Origin of the sequence: Paenibacillus turicensis (assembly GCF_017873435.1) — a bacterium.
Taxonomy (GTDB): domain Bacteria; phylum Bacillota; class Bacilli; order Paenibacillales; family Paenibacillaceae; genus Fontibacillus; species Fontibacillus turicensis.
Map to the genome: position 1 here is coordinate 15,143 of NZ_JAGGKG010000016.1, position 18,761 is coordinate 33,903.

The following is an 18,761-nucleotide window of genomic DNA, read 5'->3' on the forward strand; positions in this document are numbered from 1 at the left end:
TTCAAACGGTTTATATTAAATTCTCTTTAATTTTGATGAAATGGGTTTCACCAAGGACATATAAGGACTTAATTTCACCAGTTTCTCCACTTCCACTTACTCAGACACTCGGTATGGCTCCTGTACTTTGACGGATAACGAGCTTAGGGTCTAGCACCGTTTGCTTTCTAGGCGTTCTTTTATTAATTAAATCATGTAATACACGCACACCTAGATTCCCTAAATCGTATGTGTTTTGTGAAATCGTGGTTAGTTCAGGGATCACTGCACTAGCGAGGGGAGTATCATCAAACCCAACAATTGAAATATCCTGGGGAATACGTAATCCCTGCTCAACCGCCGCTTTAATCGCTCCTGTTGCGGTATTATCATTTACACATATGACAGCAGTAGGTGGATTGTCCACCGCTAACATCTCTTTCATTGAACGCTTGCCATCTTCGATTGAAAAGCTACCTAAGCATTGGCGTTGTGGAGGGAGATCAAGCCCATGCTCCTGTAATTTTTTTTGCAAAGCCTTTACCTTTACCATCGTTGTCGAAGTATCTGGGGAACCACCTAAAAAACCAAACTCTCGATGTCCTAATGCTAGTAAATGCTCTGCTGCAAGCACCGCACCTGCACCCTCATCCGTATAGACACGATGGAAGCTACCCTTTGCTATATTGCCATTCACTAAAACGATCGGTAAATGCTTGCCCACATCTATAATTTCCTGTGCCATATGTTGTGGACAGCTCTTAAGGTTAATGCGACCACCCAAAAATATAATGCCATCCACCCTTTTTTCTCGCAAAATAGACAGGTATTCGGATTCACGATTTGAATTTCCAGCCGTATTACAGAGAAACAACGTGTAACCAAATTCTCTTGCTGCATTTTCCGCTCCCCAAAACACTTCAGGGAAAAACGGGTTCGTGATATCAGGTAATATAATGGCAATCGTGCCTGTTTCCTTTTTAATCAAGCTTCTCGCTTGCGCATTGGGTTGAAATTGATGCTTCTCAATAATCGACATAATTCGTTCCCTTGTGCTCGCACGCACTGGAGCCGTGTCATTTAACACTCGGGAAACTGTAGATACAGATACGTTTGCCTCTTTGGCAATATCATATATAGTAACTTGCGTCATCTAAGTACCTCTCTTTTCCTCTCTTTTTCAGCCTTGTTCTGCTTATCATACCAGATAAGGAATCACAATGAAATTGGTTTCATAACAGAACATACATTGAAATTTTTCTTGTCCCATGGCCCAAAAAAAGACGGTTAGAGTCTACCTATCATTCTAATCCGTCAAATATATATCGTATTAAATTAGTATAAACTTTATAGGAATTAGAAAATTAGAAAATACGACACTACGCATTTTCATCGTTACGTTCATTGACTAACAAAGAGGTGCATATTAAGGATAGGAGTACCATTAACATTAATCCGATGAGGGCAAGAGGACCAGTCAAACTTAAAGAAGAAAGTATATAGTGAAATATTTTAATTAGACCACAAAAAACAAGTACAGTAACGATTACTTTTTTAATCCCTTTTTTAATGTGAATCACCTTGCCTTCTAAATGTGCTATAAGCTATAAGCTGAAATCGGTATCCCCTTTTTTTGCTCCATATTTTAAAGTGTAATTTTTGTCCGTTTTGTCTGCATCATATGGCATGCTTGCTATTTTAATACGAGTATGATCAAGCCGACATTCTCTTAAAACCTTTTTAATTAAGTTGATTGCTTGTTCTTCCTCAGTAACAACACAAAATATATTTAGTGCATACGTTTTAGGATCGGATTGGCGCTTGCCCATATCAAAACCATCCACATAACCTAAGTTTTTATCTCCCAAGGAGAATTCTAAAGTCTCTATCACCTTATCCTTTAGCCAGTGATCACGTTGATTGCCATTTTCGCTTTTCATCGGATATTGTACAACCAACCAAAAGGATTTCCCCATTTTTCTTCACCAACCTCTACAAGTTTATAATTTAATTTAAGGTTATAACGAGAAGTTATATCCGAATTCTAGTAGCTTTAGGTTTATTTTAACATATTATAGCCACCTTCATTGAAGGGACGTACTAAGTGTAAACAAAACAAAACCAGCCCCTATCAGTTAGTAATAGTAGGCTGGTTAATTTTGTTATTTATTTAGTTGCTACCATGCTTGTTGTCAATCAATTGTGCCTTGACTAAAAACCGCTGTACAATTGCTGCAGTTTCAGCACGTGTAAGCTTCTCTGCTGGTCTTAATCCCTCTGCTGAACCTTCTACAAGATTATGCTTCACACCTACTGCCATCGCTTGCTTCGCCCATGAAGCAACCTCTGCTTGGTCTGCGAATTTGGATAATAAGGACTCTACATTTGCTCCATCCGTTTCTAACCCTGCTATTTTTATCGCTCTTGTCAAAATGACCAAGGCTTCTTGTCTTGTAATACTTTGATTCGGAGCAAATGTGCCATTGTTATAGCCTTCAATTAGGCCATATTCCACCGCCTTCGCAACTGCACCTGCATACCAGTCACTCGCGTTGACATCGGTGAACTTAGAGCCATTTCCTGACTCTGATAAGCCCAATGCACGAATCATAATCGCGGCTAATTCAGCTCTTGTAATCGTTGCGTTTGGTTGGAAGTTAGTCTCATCCGTACCTTTAATAATTAATCTGGAGCCCATATCGTTTACAGCTTGCTTAGACCAATGTCCCTCTACATCTACAAACGTTTTTGGATTCCAAATGAGGAAGTAATCACTATTCGTAAGACTATTTACGACTGCGTAATACTTACCATCACGATTGGTAATAAAGGTTGGAACATGACGCACACTACCATCTGGATTAATGATCGCCGCCGTTGTTACTTTACTTGGATCAATATCCGTAGGAAGTGGAAGCTCGCGCACCACATAACTACTAAATTTCTCTACTGATACCGATTTCCCATTATAGAAAGCTGTCACGCTAAAATTGACTGGAGGCGCTAGAGCGGTAAAGCTTCCTTTGCTTGCCGCCGCATCAGCCTGAGCCGATATTGACTTTTCACTCTCAGCAATATCAACATGGATCACAATATCAGACAGATTGACCTGCTGACCTAATTTAGAGGAAACATTATCAATCGCAATTTCCCCAGCAGGTAGCTTGTAATTACCACTTGTTGTTTGTACCTCTAAGACCGCTTGCTTGCTTTCCATATTTTTAACAGCTTCACCTGTTAAAATGACGGATACTTTATTCATGCTATCAGCAACAGGAACAATCACACTGGATTTATTCGCTGCTTGCTTAAGCTGATCTGCCAATTTAGATGGATCTACAGTTGCAGTTAGTACAGAGTTGCCATGTTCCTTGGTAATAGAGCCTGTAGCTACTTGCTCTTTGACAACACCATCAATAATAACCTTAAATCCAATTGGTTTTTCTCCCGTTGCTGGATTCGGAACCGTTGGTGAGCCGCCAGAGCCAGTTGACCCCGTCGAGCTATTTGGATTGCCTGGACTACTCGGATTTGTTGGGTTTGTTGGATTGGTTGTGCTATTTTTTGTCCACTTCGCATATAGCGTCACATCAGACGTAACTTTATCCTCTGCAAAGTTCCAAACACTTTCCCACTCTATATCCTTGTACCAGCCCGCAAAAGTATATCCTTCTTTCGTTGGTGCCTGCGGTGCAGTGATAGTCCCACCACTGCTTACGTTGGTCAGACTTGCAACCTCGCTACCTCCCTGTGAATTGAAGCTTACAGTATGCTGTGTTGATCCTTCGACAACTGCAACCTTACCATTGTAAAAGTAACCTTCCATCCTGTTATTGAATGAATCAAATAACAAGTTATTATCAGAAGTCGTATAATCAAATCTCAGAGTTTTATCTCCTAATGTTGCTTCATCCTTTATCTTAAAACTGATTGTAAACAATTTTTCTCGTTCAAAAATGGGGGTATCTCCACCATCACTGTCTGCCCACGCGACTCTAATCCAACCACCATTATTATTATAATTTGAAGAAAATTCATCTCCTGAATTGCCTGTAACTTTTGTAACTTCTAAAGACTCAGGATCGTAATCAATTTTGAATTGATAGGCTCCTATACCAAGGTTACTATGCATAACACTCACTGGCACCTCTACTGTAGATCCAGGTGTACCATTGACATTATTAAAATAAATACGTGCAAAATTCATCTCCCATTTTGCATACAAAGTCACATCAGATGTCACAGTATCTGTTAAGAAGTTCCAGCTCTCTGTACCTGCTTTATCTTTGTACCACCCTACAAAGGTATACATTTCCTTCGTTGGTGCTGATGGAGGAGTGATGGTTGTACCACTGTTTACATTCGTAAGGTTGGCAACTTCTGTTCCCCCTTGTGAATCAAAGCTAACGGTGTGCTGCTGAGCTCCTTCAATAACTATAACGTTACCATAGTTAAAAAATCCTTGAATAATATTATTTTGCGAGTCTGTCAATCTGATATCTTCATCATCAATTGAGTCAAAGACAAGATACTGATTCCCTAATTGTGCTTGTTCCTTAATTTTAACGCCAATCGTAAATAATTTGTCTCCTGAAACAATAGGCGTGTCGCCACCATTTTTATCTTTCCATGAAGCTACAATAGTGCCATTGTCGTTATTATAATTAGAAGAGAAGTCATCCCCTGCATTACCTGTAATCTTTGTAATCTCTAGAGCCTGAACGTTATAAACAATGCGTACCCGATAACCTGCTATACCCATGTTGGATTCAGTTACTGCAACTGGCACCTCCACTATAGATCCAGGTGCACCACTTACTTCACCTATTTTAACTCGTGCTACGCTGCCCTCCCATTTGGCATACAAAGTCAAATCAGACGTTACTGTATCTGTGTCAAAGTTCCACACTTGTGTTCCTGCTACATCCTTATACCACCCTGCAAAGGCATGTCCCCCTAAGCTTGGTGCTGATGGAGCTAGGATGGTTGAGCCACTCACCACATTAGTTAAGGTTTCTACAGTACTACCACTCTGAGAGTCAAAGGTTACTGTATGTCCTAAGTTTTTCGGCTTTATTGTAATTCCACCACTATTCACAGTGGTTTGTGCAGTAGTAGTGCCTTCAGTCAGAGCTTTTTCAGGCACGTTAAATTGGACAATTCCAGGCTGAGCAGACTCCTTAATTTTAAAATGAAGCGTGAAAACCTTTGTATCATTTTCAGAAATTAGTACCGGATTCGCCCGAATATCAATTAGTCCACCTTGAAGAAAATAACTTTCAAATCCTCCCTCCTCTGAGATGGTTCCTAGTTCATTTGTGATTTTATTATCGTTAACTAGCTCTAATGAATTGGAATCGTACTGAAAGATTAAGACATATCCATTGATTAGAGTCTCTGGTGTCATATATACAGGTATATCCACCAAATCACCAGGATACCCTTCACCACTACCTATTTGCATTGAATTTGTAATCGGATCTGAATCAGTGCTTGCATAACCAATATTTCCCAATCCCATAAATATTATCACGACTAACATGATTGAAATTGATTTATTCCATCTGCTCCATTTTCCCCAATTCATCTTATCAGCCCTTTCCCACAGAGATAGCCAGTATTATTTTAACGTCTTCATTATCCAAAATGCCGTCGCCATTCATATCAAGTGCCTGCAATTGCTGAGGCGTTAGCGTAATCCTGCCTTTAATATATTTCGTTAATAATAGCGCATCATTCGCAGTCACCTTGCCATCGCCATCTCCATCCCCCATTACAAATTGAGTGTAATAAGCGGTATAGGTTACGTCTGCAGTAACTGTCGAAGCAGTAATTTGGTGCGAAGTAAGCTTCGTTACGCCTCCATCACTACTCCACCCTACAAAATGGTATCCATTGATAGGTGTAACCGTTGGAACAGCAACTGGATGTCCCCCCACCTCTACCTGCTCACTTGTCCCATTTAATGTGCCATAATCTCCTGGAAGATAGCTTACTGTCACACTTGGCGGTGTCGTAATCGATTTTTTTAGAACTAGCCCTTCTTCACCTACTGCTAGAAGTATACTTCCATTTGAAGCAAGACCTTTCAGTCTAGTTGTTACACCACTTTGTTCCTTACTCCATATAATTCCATCAATAGATGTAAGAATAACTCCACCGTCACCAGCGATCTTAAACCCACTTGTATCAGTTTGAACATTTACTAATCTTTGATAAACATTACTACTGCGAGTCGTCCATGAGGTCCCATCCTCTGAGGTAACAATTTTCCCACCTGCTCCTACCGCTACAAATAATCCATTACCATAAGCAACCCTGTATAGGTCTGAATTATCAATAGTTTGTAGGTTCCATGTGATACCATCAGAGGAACTTAATATATTTTCGCCACCTACTGCAACATACAACCCATTACCATAAGTAACACTATAAAGCACTTGAGATACACCACTATTTTGTGTAGTCCAGCTTTCTCCGTCCGGTGATGTAAGTATGCTCCCACTATTCGTTACAACTACATATTGTTGATCTCCATACACACTACCCATTGGCGTATCCTCAATGAGTTGCTCTGTCCAAGTAACACCATTAGATGATGTCATAATAAGACCTTTAGTATCAATTCCGGTTATATCTCTATTTCCTACAGCTATAAATTTACTATTTCCATAACTGATGCCAAGAAGGAGGTCCCGTTTATACGGAATTAATAGCGGCTTCCGATTCACCCAGGTTTCCCCATCCTCAGAAGTAATAATCGCGCCTTGAATGCTTGTGGAGCCTATCAAATCATATCCAACAGCAACAAACATTCCATTACCATACACGATATCTTCAAGGTATGCTGCGGTTCCTTTTATCTGATCTGACCATGTTATTCCATCAGTGGAGGTGAAGATGGCGCCGCCATAACCTATAGCTACAACAAGCCCATTTCCAGCACCAACGTCATTAAGATCCTTTCTAGTCCCCGATGATTGTACTGTCCAGTTTGTGCCATCTTTAGAGGTTACGATTGTTCCCTGACCACCTACAGCTATATACAAATTGTTTACAGCATCATAGGTCACTTCGTTTAAAGTGGCAGACGTATTGCTTGTCGCATTGGTCCAGTTCGATCCATCTGTTGAAGTCATGATTAATCCACCTTGACCAACAGCTACATATTTATTGGTACCATAGGTAACCCCATTAAACATAGCATTGCTATCAATCGTCTTGGTATTCCATGTACTCCCATCCGCAGATTGGATCAGAAAACCTCTATTTCCGATCCCCACAAACTTGCCATTACCATAAGTAACGCTCATATGAAAGTTATTAGAAGCACCTACTGTCTGTCCCGTCCAGGTTAATCCGTCAGTGGAGGTCAAAACCTTCCCGCTTGCCCCCACTGCTACAAATCTTCCATTCGCAAAAGCGACACTAGATATATTTGAATTTGTAATATTTTGATTTTGAAGCTTCCACTCCGTTTGACCATCCTCCAACGTTAAAACTACCCCGTTTGCTCCAACAACAACAAATCTACCATTACCATAGCTCACATCCATTAGTCTAAACGAATTGTTGATTGGAACACTTGACACCTTCCATTTAGATCCATCCGTAGAAGATATAATCCCCACATTATAGCCCACAGCCACAAATTGACCGTTGCCATAGGTTACACCCTCAAAGGTACTTGCAGTAGGAAATGGACTTACTTGTTCCCATTCATCAGAATCCGCTTTCGCAAAATTAGCCATGAATAACATCGCAAATAACAAAAAGACCATTACAAACGGCAAACAACGCTTTATAGCCCCCATCTTCTTCCTCCCCCATGAATAAAAGATATTAATTGCAAATTAACTTGTTTAAATTAGAATGACTTTTCTCGCCTAGGTCATCTGTTTTTGTCAAGATCAGCCTATCAAAACAATTCTCAACATTTTCACAACATTTGTCCCAAAAAAAGACAAAAAGGGCCTTCAGGACTATGCCTGAAGGCCGAAACACTATATAAAGTAATTATTTATTTTTCCTATTCAATTAAGTACTCATTCTTCATTTAAAGACATCTGCTTCTGTAATACTTTTATTTGACGAGCACCTGCCTGATCCCCTATCTTATTGAAAGCGTCAGCTAGTAGCTCATAATAATCCCACTGGCTTGGCTCTAACTCAATTAGCTTTTTGAGTAGCTGGATACGCATCTCCTCTGTTGCTTCATCCAGCGCTAAGGTCATGGTAGATATCATAACTGCTCGAAGTTCCACTCGGTATGCATTTGCCCAATCATAATACTCCATATCTAAATAATCACCGCTATATAGCTGAAGGGTGCCCTCTATAGCCCCTCCTGCTTTTATAGCTTTTAGCCCATCATGTAATTCATCCAAATCACTTCGAACAGCGGAAGGATCAATCCAATACTTATCATCTCCATATTTCACAAAGCCATCATAACCTTCTAACTTGAACATACTCCGCAAGTAATAGAGCGAGGTGTGAAGTAGCTTATGACCACGATCAGCGGTATCATTTGGCCATAAATGCTCTAAAATTGCATACTTGTAAACGTGCTGTCCACGATGATGCCAAAGAAAAGCAAATAACTCCTTCGTTTTTTTCGTACGCCATGTCATTAGTCGACCACTAGGCGTATATAACTCCATACTTCCAAGTACTTTGAGCTGTAATGCCTTTTTATCCGCACTAGAATTACCAGAATTGATCGATAAGGTTGCAGCGGTTACCTGATTGTCCTCCCCCTTGCTAGAATGATCCATCTGTCTTACCTGCTTATTTTGTAAATTGTTATAGCGAAGCAAAAGCTTAACCAGCTTATCCTTTACGACGGGCTTGAGTAAATATCCAATTGCATCTGTATCATAAGCATCAATCGCATATTGATCATGAGCGGTTACAAACACAATTTTGGCATCTGGACAGTGAACAGTAAGATCAACGGCCGCATCTAGTCCATTTACCCCTGGCATTTCGATATCTAAAAATATGAGATCTGGTTTCAACTCGCCACAGTGCGCCAGCGCTTCGGCAACAAGTTGATACTTGCCAACTACTTCTACGCCCCCGACCTCATCCAACATAATATTCATGACATCAAGCGCAATTTCTTCGTCGTCAATTAAAATCGCTTTATGCATGTCGCGCCTCCGTCAAATAAATTGTTATTTTAGTTCCCTTGTTTGGTTGGCTAACAATGTCCAGGCTTCTTCCATATCTCATTTGCAAACGACGATTTACATTATAAATGCCAACTCCACTTGGCTTGCCCATCATTAGCAGCTTGAGCTTATCTTCGCCCATTCCGACACCATCATCCTCAACTATAATCTCTATGCCCCAGTCGCGCTTAGAAATAATAATATCCACCGTACCTCCCTCGGGCTTTTGTCCAATGCCATGACGAACTGCATTTTCAACAATTGGCTGTAAAATGAGTGGTGGCAATAAAATATGTGCATCCTCGTCGATCGTATAACGAACAGCAAGCCGTTGTCCAAACCGAAGCTGCTCAATTGCAAGGTAGGCACGTACCAGTTCTAGTTCTCTTTCTAACGGCACCTCGTCTCCATGGAAAACAAAGGTAAACTTAGCACGCAGATAAGTTGTTAAATGATGAATAGTCGCTCTTAGCTTATCCACGTCCTTGTAACTTAGACCCACCATTGCGTTTAGACTATTATATAAGAAATGTGGAGGAATTTGCGCCTGTAAGAAATCCATCTCCCGACGAACGGCTCGCTCTGAGGAGCTCTTCATTGCGAGAAGGGATTGGACACGCGCTCGTAGTTCCGCTAATTCAAATGGCTTTTGTAAAATATCATTGGCTCCTGCCGAGAAAGCCGCTATTATATCACGAGTTTGTCCCGAAGCAGTCAGCATAAGCACTGGAAGCTCCGCTAAATCATACAAAGTACGAATCTCTAGGCAAATATCAAGACCAGATATTTCAGGCATCATCAAATCTAGCAATACAAGATCTGGTTTCAATTCACGGAGTGCTTCTAATGCCTCAACACCCCCACCTGCGGTCGTATACGTATGACCTAAAGAATCAATTGCATCCATGGCTACCTTAAGGTTAGAAGGTTCGTCATCTACAATTAAAATATGAAATATTTCCCCATCATTTAGAGACATATGTGAAGCCATTAAGGGTGGTGCATAACCTTCCTGTAGCAAAGGATGTTGTTCTGACCAGTTTCCATACTCCTTATTACTTCTATCACTTCCCATCTTGGGATGATTTTGTTGACCGGCTTCAGATTTTTCTAAAGTAATTGCCGCCTCTTGTACATTATCCAAGAAAACTGGGAGCGTGAAGGTAAACTGAGAACCTATACCTACCTCAGATTGTACCTGTAATTGCCCACCCTGTAGCTCAACTAATTGCTTCGAAATACTTAATCCAAGTCCAATCCCATCACGGGAATGAAAGCCCTCTTCATCATGCTGAAAAAAGGGCTCAAACAAGTTTTCCATAGCTTCGCGGTGAATTCCTTTGCCAGTATCACTAACCGATATATATAATAGCTCCTCACGCTGTTCCGCTGAGATTGAAACAGTACCTTGATCTGTATATTTCAGGCCATTTTCGAGCAAATTGTACAAAATCTGCCGCAATCTGTTTTCATCTGCTAGGATAAGAGGAAGTCTCGTAGGTAACTCATTCACAAGCCTCACACTACTTTTAAATGGGGCAATCGACAATGTTTCCATGACAAAACGGGTAGACACATATAAATCAACTGGCTTCAAATGTACATTAAGCTGTCCATAACGAATCCGGTTCATATCCAAAATGTCATTAACTAACCCTGACAGTCTCCGCCCAATAAGATGGAGCAATCTAATATTCTCACGGTGTTCTGATGCAAGTGGTGTTTCTTTATTTTCAAGCAATGATTCGGACAAATTTACGATTCCATGCAGAGGTGTACGTAGCTCATGTGACGTTTTTGCGAGAAACTCATCCTTTTGCCGATCCCGGACAAGCAATTGCTGGGCTAAACGTTCACTTTTTAGGAAGGCGCCTTGCATCTGATCCGTCATTAAAAAGGATTGTGACAACACAACCAACACTAATGTAATCGTAAGATAGTACGGACTATCTATCGCTAATTGGTAACGAGCCTGGGCAACAATCCAAGTAATTGTCAGGAAAAATGCACCAAGCATAATATAATAAACTTTCACCCCCTGTTGGCGATTTCGGATAATAATTAAAAAGATAAAACAAAAGCCAATAATTTGTAACACAGCACCAAACCAAAATAAAGTTAATAAATATTCATTAGGAGATACAATTAGTAAAAGCAGATAAACATAGGAAGACCAAATAAATGTCTTAAAATAACGCCCACTCTGGTCATGTAAACTAAGCCGTACGTAATGAATAAAGAAAAACATCGTAAAGTAGGGCAAAATAAACAATAGCTTCTGTAGCAAAAGAAAGGACATCGAAGGAAACAAATTTGCTGCAATGATCTCATTATCAATACTAAAAAAAAGGCCTAACGAGCAACAAAATAAACTAAAGTAAATGAGATAAGGCTCACGCCGCCATTGTCGGAACATGCCCGCAAAAAATATACCAAATGTAAGCAAGGTTGTAATGACGATCATATCGGCCATACGCGCATTATCTCGGCGATTCATTACATCCTCTGTCAGCCCAAACTCAGGTGCCTGCACAATCCCACCTTCCACATAACGAAAGCTTGCAACTTGAACGATAATTTCCACTGTTTTATCCTCTACATCAATCCTTCCTAAAAAAGGAACATTGTTAGGGATAAAATCTTGAGCAGATAAGGCAGGTTTTCCGTTACCGCCAATCTCCTCCCCCTCCATAAAGATTCGACTCGACAATCTGATTTTTTTTATTCTGAGACTATAATCACCTAGGTCGCTCACGAGCAGACGCAAACGGTACGTCCCCGCACCATGCCCATCAACGGAAACACGATTATCCCATTTTTCTGGAACCTGAAGCAAAAGACGCTCCGCTTGCAGCTTCTCTGCATGATCAGCAAAGTCTTTAGGGGTTAATAATTTCCCTTTATAAAACTCCCATTCACCCCGAAGCGGAATAATCCCATTGTCGGAGAAACGCCAGCTCCTTGCATCTAGTACACCTTCTCTAGCCTCAGGGTAATTCCCAGTAGAATTTAACCACTCATATATAAATACAGAGCTAGCCACCGTAAAAACTAGCAACATTCCAATCAAAACTGACAATTGCCTTTTCATAAAGTATGTAGTCCTTCCTGTCGTAAGGCATGGAAATAAACTAGTTAAAAAAATGCAAAATAAGAAAAATATAAACTAGTTAGAATATGATAGCATTCTTTTTTATAAAAAGGATAGATCAATTTAACATTAATTATTATTGAAAGCTTGCGTTAGGGGGCAAACTTTCCTACAGGTTAAATTTTTATGTTCAAAAGTTAATTATGTCTCCATTGTGAACACGAGGTGAGATGGTATGATTAAGTTAAACAAAAGGCCTTTTGTAATTCAATTCTGAGGTGAATGATGAATTCAAAATTAGGAGAAGTAATTATAAAATATCGGAAAGAAAAAGGACTGACACAAGAACAACTCGCTAAAGCAGTAGGCGTATCGACACCTGCAGTAAGCAAATGGGAAAGTGGTAACACTTATCCAGACATTATGCTTTTGGCACCCATTTCCAGAATGCTTGGCATCACTACTGATGAGCTGCTTGCTTATCAAGAGGATTTGAGTGATGCGGAAATTGTACAGTATGGAAAACAAATGGAGGATTTATTTGATACAAAGGGGTTTGAAGCCGGTTATAATCAATGTGAAAAACTAATTTATGAATATCCAAATAGCAATGACTTAAAATACAATTTTGCACTACTTTATCAGCGCGAGTTAGCTTTATCTAGATTTCTTCATGAAGAGCAAAAAACAATCGCAACCAACCGAGCTATTGAAATCTTCGAACAGGTTTTAGCTAGCAAAGATCCTAAACTGACCTCTGCCGCCACATTTAACCTTGCCAGTCTGTATATGACGACAGGCCGTTGTGACAGAGCAGAACAACTTCTAGATCGCCTTCCAAAAACAAATATGGATGCAAATGAACTTTATCCCATGCTTTATATGATTCAAGGGAGAACAGATGAGGCAGAAAAACTTCTGAAAAATGAACTGTTTCGCTCTATTCATACAGCATTAGCTATGCTAGGCTTACTGGGTTCCATTTCAGAGGGTAAAAATAATACGACTCACGCCATGTATACAACAGACCTGATGGACCAGATCATTCAACTTTTTGATTTACAAAGTACAATAGGGCTTGATAAAAAAACGTTGTTACTTTTAAAACAAGGAGAAATTAAGGAAGCTTTAGACTACTTTGAAATCTATATAGATAAAATCGTTTCATTAAGCTTTGATTATTCCAATCATCCACTATTTTCTAACATTAAAGTAAGTACTGAAAAACAGCATCATGAGAAAATTAAGCCTTTATTAATAGAAATGCTTGAAAAGGATCCAAGTTATGCTTTACTTCAAAATGAAGAACGTTTCCTCAGGGCGGTAGAGAAACTAAAAAAGGCATAGAAAATAGGTAATGACTCGATCAACAAAATGGACATAGCACTTACCATAACAAAAAGCCCTAACCTCACATGGTCTAGGGCTAAAACATTACTACTGAAATTTATCTGGGTGCTTAGCTAGCTTAAGTTGTTCCTCTATAGGAAAAACATCACTAATTGGCTTATAGCTTAAATCAATAATTCTCTTATTTTCGCTAGTCGTATAAGGAAAAAAAGCTGAATTGATTAAGGCTTCTAACTGATTATCTATTCGCAAGCATAAGGTTGGCTCCGTTTTTGCAAAGTTAAGGGAGTTCAAATTGATCGTACGAATTTTGTTGTTATGATAGTCCTTATAGTGAATACTCATTTTTTTCAAATCAAATACAATACTCCAATAAGTTATTGTTGGCGGTGTCTTTTCACCAATCCAATCCCACACGCTATCGGATGATGGGCTCACTGACAACTCTTTTAATACAAAAAAAGCTTCATCCATTGAAATGGGGACTTCCGTCAACATTGAATTGATACGTTCAACGTGGCGATAAGCAAGTGTGAATCGATCATGAGAAGTCACTCGTCTAGATAGCTCAGGTATAGGTGTTTCCATGAATTGTTCGGCATATCGCTTAGATGATTTAAAGCTAGAATTAGATAGTGCAAGATGCTTCTCATCACAAATAATTTGCGCTACGCCATCTATAAACTCAATGAGCACAGCATTCCCTTGTGCATCAGCAACAGTATAATGTAGCACATACATCACTTTTTCTAATCTTAAATCATCAAGATGATAAATAACCTCTTCCACCGTTGCATACTGGTCTAGCTGATATTGTATCCATTGCAGCTCATTTAACGAATTTCTATCATCTTCCCGCGGAAATTCACCTTCGTCATGATACATCATGGCAACAACTAATCCCTTCTCGTTCATTCCGCTCATAGGTAACTCACGGCCAAACTGAGTGAAGGTCACACTTCCATAGTTCGCTATCCAATATATACTTTCTCCGTCTTCATCTGATGTTTTAAATGATTTAAATGCTTCCTTCTGAACACCTCGTTTGCCAACGACCATTAACCCATGTCCATAATAAAAATCGTAGTTCTGTCCAAGTAACATGGAATGATCATTTTGCAAAATAAATGTCGTACACATTGCAATCTCCCCCAATAAGAAATGATTTCAGAGTATCCTCACTAAGTACCTGTTAGCACCTATAGCCCTTCGGCTTTCAATTCAACTCATTCATCAGCTTATTGGAAATCACTTGTTCTAATTTGATGTTTTTTGCTATGTTTTAGTTATATCCTTTGCTACCTCTCACTTTATTGAAAAAGAAATTTTTAGAACTGAATCTTCATGATCAAGACCTTTAAAATCCGAACCATACCTTTCTAGTAACAACTCACTAGTAAGCTCATATTCCGCATAAGGGATACGATAACGATACAAAAACTGATACGTATCAATTATTTTGTTTTGTTCCTTGGTAAACAACTTTCCTTTGTGCGAATAGGTAATAACTTTAGCTGCTTCGATACATTTTATCGTCATTCCATCTGGAACCTGCGTAACCTCTGTCACCGCTACAGCTATTAGCTCTCTGTATAGAGGTTTCTCTTGATTGTCTTGTAATGGGTCAAGTTCATAGCACAGACGATATATCGTATCATTCACCTTATGAGGTACTCTCTTAGCCACGCACATAAAATTTTGCATTGCTCCAATTACGGTTAATCCCTCATCATTTGTTGTTATTCGCTCTATTCCTACTAACGTTAAATTCCTAATATATTCGACCTTCTCCTGAGGAACTACTTTTCCGTTAAACGCCTTAATATCCATTCGCAAGGCATCAATATTTATTTTATTCGTTTTATTTACTCGCCAGTTAGAAGGATTTAACTTTTTAAATTGTGCAGGCGGATAACCAAATAGCTTTTTAAAATTACGTGTAAAAACCTCCTGCGAATGAAACCCATACAAAACCGCAGTCATAAGTACATTATCATTCGAATGGTATAAATGCTCAGCCGCCTCACTGAGTTTTCTTCGTTTTATGTAATCATGAATAGTAATCCCGACAATCGCTTTAAATAATCGATGAAAATGAAATTTAGACATGTGGGCTTGACTTATAACCTTATCAATATCCACCTCTTGATCAAGATGCTTATCTACATAGTCAACACATTTTTGAATACTTGAGAAATAATCCATGATAAGTTAATTCCCCCATCTTGTATAAGTATAAGATCACAGCATAAACTAAACCCCATACTCTTAAGGATTGGGTATTATCGATCCCTCTATTTCTTGCTGCTCTGCTAGCAATAAATTTACCATCCCACTATAGCTATTTAAACCATCTGTCTGATTATTGGCCTTCAAATAAAAGTCATTTACAACTCTTGAAATACTTGAAATGGCCCCCTCGTACTTATCCCGATACTGCTCATTTTGTATGATGTCCTGCTGTACCGCCTTGGACAAACTAGAAATTATATCTGAAGCCTTGTCTGAATTAACTTTCTTTAGTGCAGATATAGAATAATCAAAAGCTAGGAAAAAGCCACTGTAACGTATCATTGGGTTTTCTTGCTGCTTACATGCTAGATAAGCTATAAAGTTTGCCTCATCCTCATGCATAAAGCCACTCTGATGTGCCAATTCATGTGCCATCGTAGCAGGCACCAAAAAAATGGGTACATTAACATTAATAATAGATTCAAAAGTAAAAGGGACAAAAATACCATGTATCCCTGCATATGACATTAGTTTCGACATCACTACTGGTTTAGGTGTTGAATATAAAGAATGCTGCAAAACTGGATATTTCTTCGATAACATTTGCATCGACAACACCGCGTTTTGTGCATAATAGTCAAAATGATCTGGTACTTGAGCCACAAGATCAGTATCCTCTAACTTTTCCCTCGCCAATTCCATTTCAGCAGCAAGTGACTTACACAATTTCACTAATTCGGTCTCGCTATAACTTCCCTCTTTATATTCGGTGTAGGACAAAAAAGAATACCTATGATAGTTTATTCCACCCAAAATAGTATAACAAAAATAGATCACACTACAGGTTGCTATAATTCCTAACGTACCGCAATAAAATACCATCCTACGCGTACCCTTGCTTATGAAAACTTTGCGCACATAATAACCGATATAAAAGAGCAAAAGTAACACAACCAACACCACGAGCCATTCACTAACAGCAAACTTGACCCAAGAAGGTACAACTCCTACTATTTTTGACAATACAGAATATACAGATTTACTATATTTTTCTGCCCAATCCTGATGGTTTTGTGCGTATTTTGTTAGTATATAAGCCACAACTCCAAGTGTGATCAATGGCAATCTCTGAAGTAAAAGCTTTTTTATGATGTAAACCTCCTATCAAATCAATATAGGATACGCAATGTTACATAAGGTAATTTCTTCTTACATATCATTTCTTACATATCAGTTCTTACATATCAGTTCTTACATATCAGTTCTATATTTCGATCAACTTTTCCTCGTAAAAATCATATTTATTAGAAAAGCTATATTTATTCATAAAATCTATAGGAATTACTTTAACTCTAGTTCAATCGCTACGATACAATTATCTCCGCCTGATCTCTTAAATCGTTCTCTATCTCATACAACTCGATCCGATATTCTTGGATTTTAACCTGCTCATGACAAAACAGAAAATGAGTAGTTTTATATCAAAATAAGTCTAAACCACCCTATTATTTCCAATTAAGAGATTGTAAAATATGAATGTATCTCATATAACAGGAGGATGATCAGAGATGAGAAAATTAAGGCCACTACTAATTGTTTTTATGAGTATGATTTTTGTTTTTACTTTAACAGGTATTGGACAGAGCATGAAGGCATCTGCTGCAACTGCACGAACGCCAATCGTATTTGTTCATGGATTAACTGGCTCGGACACTAACTTTGCGTTAATTGAAAGGTATCTACGCAGTGAGGGATGGGCAAGTGATGAGTTATTTGCGATTGATCTACCAAGCAAGGCAGGAAATCAACTGTTAAACTCAGCGGCAATCAGCCGATTCGTAGATGATGTGCTTCGTCAAACAGGGCATACAAAGGTTCATATTGTTGCTCATAGTATGGGAGGAGCCAATAGCTTATATTATATTTTGAACCGAGGAGGCATTGATAAAGTTGATAAACTGATTACGCTAGGCGGAGCAAATCGGTTGACAACAAGCAGCGCCCCAAGCGGTGTTAAGGTTACTTCCATCTATTCAACCAGCGATACCATCGTTTCACCTCTTTTGTCCAGACTGGACGGGGCGAACAATATTTCCGTTAATCTAGTATCTCATATCGGCTTGCTCTATAATTCCAGAGTTAATGCCTTGATTAAGGCTGCACTTATAGAGTAGCTGTTTATGTGATGCTTTATGAAACGACTGGCCAAAATTAGTCAGTCGTTTTTTGAACGTTCAGCGATGGGTTCTCCAGTAAAACACCTAACTGTCTCAGCACTGCTTGACTGTTGACCATTAGTACTATATAGTACTAATATGAAAAAAAATATACTCAGCAATAAAGACATTGCACTGCAATCAGCTTTCACATTGTTTCTTACCAAGGGTTTTCAAGCGACAAGCATGGACGACATCGTCGCACATAGCAAAGTCTCAAAAACCAACATTTATTACTATTTTAAGAGTAAGGAGGAGCTACTTCTCACGACCGTTGATCAGTTGATTTCACATTATGAACAACGTATTGATCAAGTCCTGTCTCACAGTGATAGCACTGTGCTAGAAAAATTAGAAGCGTTACTCATCATCCTAACCGATAATACGGAAAAAAATAATTTTCTTGGTGGCTGTCCGTTCCTAACCCTTTACACGCAAACGCCCCTTGAAGCTATCGAGGTCAGAGATCGAATCAAAAGCTTTTTTGAACAACAGTTCCAGGCCGTTGAATTAATTTTAGCCGAAGGGATTGCGAAGAAAGAATTAAAGAGTGAACTTCCCGTCAAGCAAACAGCTACACTCATCGTCTCCTCTATCGAGGGTGCTCTTTTCTTAGCTCAAGCTTCTAATAATACAGATATCGTCAAAGCCGTTTATCCTGCTTTAGCTTTATTGCTAAAGTAATTTTTTTAGTCATATTAGTACTGATTAGTACTA

General features: G+C 39.1%; 12 protein-coding genes. 3 read left to right on the forward strand and 9 right to left on the reverse strand.

Features of this window, described 5'->3' with window-relative positions; translation table 11 throughout:
* Positions 1 to 100: 100 nt before the first annotated feature.
* From J2Z32_RS15525 to J2Z32_RS15550, 6 genes are all read right to left on the reverse strand, one after another.
* A complete protein-coding gene (locus J2Z32_RS15525) occupies positions 101 to 1,132 on the reverse strand; it encodes a LacI family DNA-binding transcriptional regulator (RefSeq protein ID WP_210090094.1) in 1,032 nt (343 codons plus the stop codon).
* A gap of 451 nt (positions 1,133 to 1,583) precedes the next feature.
* A complete protein-coding gene (locus tag J2Z32_RS15530) occupies positions 1,584 to 1,955 on the reverse strand; it encodes a hypothetical protein (protein ID WP_210090095.1) in 372 nt (123 codons plus the stop codon).
* A gap of 194 nt (positions 1,956 to 2,149) precedes the next feature.
* Positions 2,150 to 5,521: an InlB B-repeat-containing protein gene (locus J2Z32_RS15535; protein WP_210090096.1), complete on the reverse strand. Its 3,372-nt coding sequence runs from the start codon at positions 5,519 to 5,521 to the stop codon at positions 2,150 to 2,152.
* A 49-nt stretch (positions 5,522 to 5,570) separates the two neighbouring features.
* Entirely contained in the window at positions 5,571 to 7,793 is a 2,223-nt protein-coding gene (locus J2Z32_RS15540) for a DUF6242 domain-containing protein (RefSeq protein WP_210090097.1), read from the reverse strand.
* A gap of 231 nt (positions 7,794 to 8,024) precedes the next feature.
* Entirely contained in the window at positions 8,025 to 9,134 is a 1,110-nt protein-coding gene (locus J2Z32_RS15545) for a response regulator (protein WP_210090098.1), read from the reverse strand.
* Positions 9,127 to 12,246 (reverse strand): hybrid sensor histidine kinase/response regulator, encoded by a 3,120-nt coding sequence (locus J2Z32_RS15550; protein ID WP_210090099.1) that lies wholly within the window; start codon positions 12,244 to 12,246, stop codon positions 9,127 to 9,129. The genes J2Z32_RS15545 and J2Z32_RS15550 overlap by 8 nt, the downstream gene beginning before the upstream one ends.
* Positions 12,247 to 12,528: 282 nt before the next feature.
* Between J2Z32_RS15550 and J2Z32_RS15555 the strand changes: the two genes are divergently transcribed.
* Positions 12,529 to 13,593, forward strand: coding sequence for a helix-turn-helix domain-containing protein (locus tag J2Z32_RS15555; RefSeq protein WP_210090100.1), 1,065 nt, complete (start codon positions 12,529 to 12,531; stop codon positions 13,591 to 13,593).
* Positions 13,594 to 13,683: 90 nt separating this feature from the next.
* On the opposite strand, the gene J2Z32_RS15560 is transcribed toward J2Z32_RS15555, so the two are convergent.
* The 3 genes from J2Z32_RS15560 to J2Z32_RS15570 all read right to left on the reverse strand — a co-directional run bounded on the left by J2Z32_RS15560 (position 13,684) and on the right by J2Z32_RS15570 (position 16,947).
* Positions 13,684 to 14,736 carry a linear amide C-N hydrolase gene (locus J2Z32_RS15560; protein WP_210090101.1) on the reverse strand — a complete coding sequence of 351 codons (1,053 nt, stop codon included), beginning with the start codon at positions 14,734 to 14,736 and terminating at the stop codon, positions 13,684 to 13,686.
* 165 nt (positions 14,737 to 14,901) lie between these two features.
* Positions 14,902 to 15,801 carry an AraC family transcriptional regulator gene (locus tag J2Z32_RS15565; protein ID WP_210090102.1) on the reverse strand — a complete coding sequence of 300 codons (900 nt, stop codon included), beginning with the start codon at positions 15,799 to 15,801 and terminating at the stop codon, positions 14,902 to 14,904.
* A gap of 63 nt (positions 15,802 to 15,864) precedes the next feature.
* Entirely contained in the window at positions 15,865 to 16,947 is a 1,083-nt protein-coding gene (locus tag J2Z32_RS15570) for a DUF3810 domain-containing protein (RefSeq protein WP_210090178.1), read from the reverse strand.
* A 482-nt stretch (positions 16,948 to 17,429) separates the two neighbouring features.
* On the opposite strand from J2Z32_RS15570, the gene J2Z32_RS15575 reads away from it, so the two are divergent.
* Together J2Z32_RS15575 and J2Z32_RS15580 are read left to right on the forward strand one after the other, a co-directional pair.
* Positions 17,430 to 18,002, forward strand: coding sequence for an esterase/lipase family protein (locus J2Z32_RS15575; protein ID WP_425343010.1), 573 nt, complete (start codon positions 17,430 to 17,432; stop codon positions 18,000 to 18,002).
* Between the two features lie 141 nt (positions 18,003 to 18,143).
* The gene (locus tag J2Z32_RS15580) at positions 18,144 to 18,728 is read left to right on the forward strand and encodes a TetR/AcrR family transcriptional regulator (protein ID WP_210090104.1); all 585 of its coding nucleotides are present in this window, start codon (positions 18,144 to 18,146) and stop codon (positions 18,726 to 18,728) included.
* Positions 18,729 to 18,761 lie beyond the last annotated feature (33 nt).

Coding starts and splice junctions, on each gene's coding strand:
- J2Z32_RS15575 (WP_425343010.1), top strand. CDS start 17,430: ATGAGTATGATTTTTGTTTTTACTTTAACAGGTATTGGACAGAGCATG.
- J2Z32_RS15535 (WP_210090096.1), bottom strand. CDS start 5,521: ATGTTAGTCGTGATAATATTTATGGGATTGGGAAATATTGGTTATGCA.
- J2Z32_RS15580 (WP_210090104.1), top strand. CDS start 18,144: ATGAAAAAAAATATACTCAGCAATAAAGACATTGCACTGCAATCAGCT.
- J2Z32_RS15565 (WP_210090102.1), bottom strand. CDS start 15,801: ATGGATTATTTCTCAAGTATTCAAAAATGTGTTGACTATGTAGATAAG.
- J2Z32_RS15545 (WP_210090098.1), bottom strand. CDS start 9,134: ATGCATAAAGCGATTTTAATTGACGACGAAGAAATTGCGCTTGATGTC.
- J2Z32_RS15560 (WP_210090101.1), bottom strand. CDS start 14,736: ATGTGTACGACATTTATTTTGCAAAATGATCATTCCATGTTACTTGGA.
- J2Z32_RS15530 (WP_210090095.1), bottom strand. CDS start 1,955: ATGGGGAAATCCTTTTGGTTGGTTGTACAATATCCGATGAAAAGCGAA.
- J2Z32_RS15540 (WP_210090097.1), bottom strand. CDS start 7,793: ATGGGGGCTATAAAGCGTTGTTTGCCGTTTGTAATGGTCTTTTTGTTA.
- J2Z32_RS15525 (WP_210090094.1), bottom strand. CDS start 1,132: ATGACGCAAGTTACTATATATGATATTGCCAAAGAGGCAAACGTATCT.
- J2Z32_RS15550 (WP_210090099.1), bottom strand. CDS start 12,246: ATGAAAAGGCAATTGTCAGTTTTGATTGGAATGTTGCTAGTTTTTACG.
- J2Z32_RS15555 (WP_210090100.1), top strand. CDS start 12,529: ATGATGAATTCAAAATTAGGAGAAGTAATTATAAAATATCGGAAAGAA.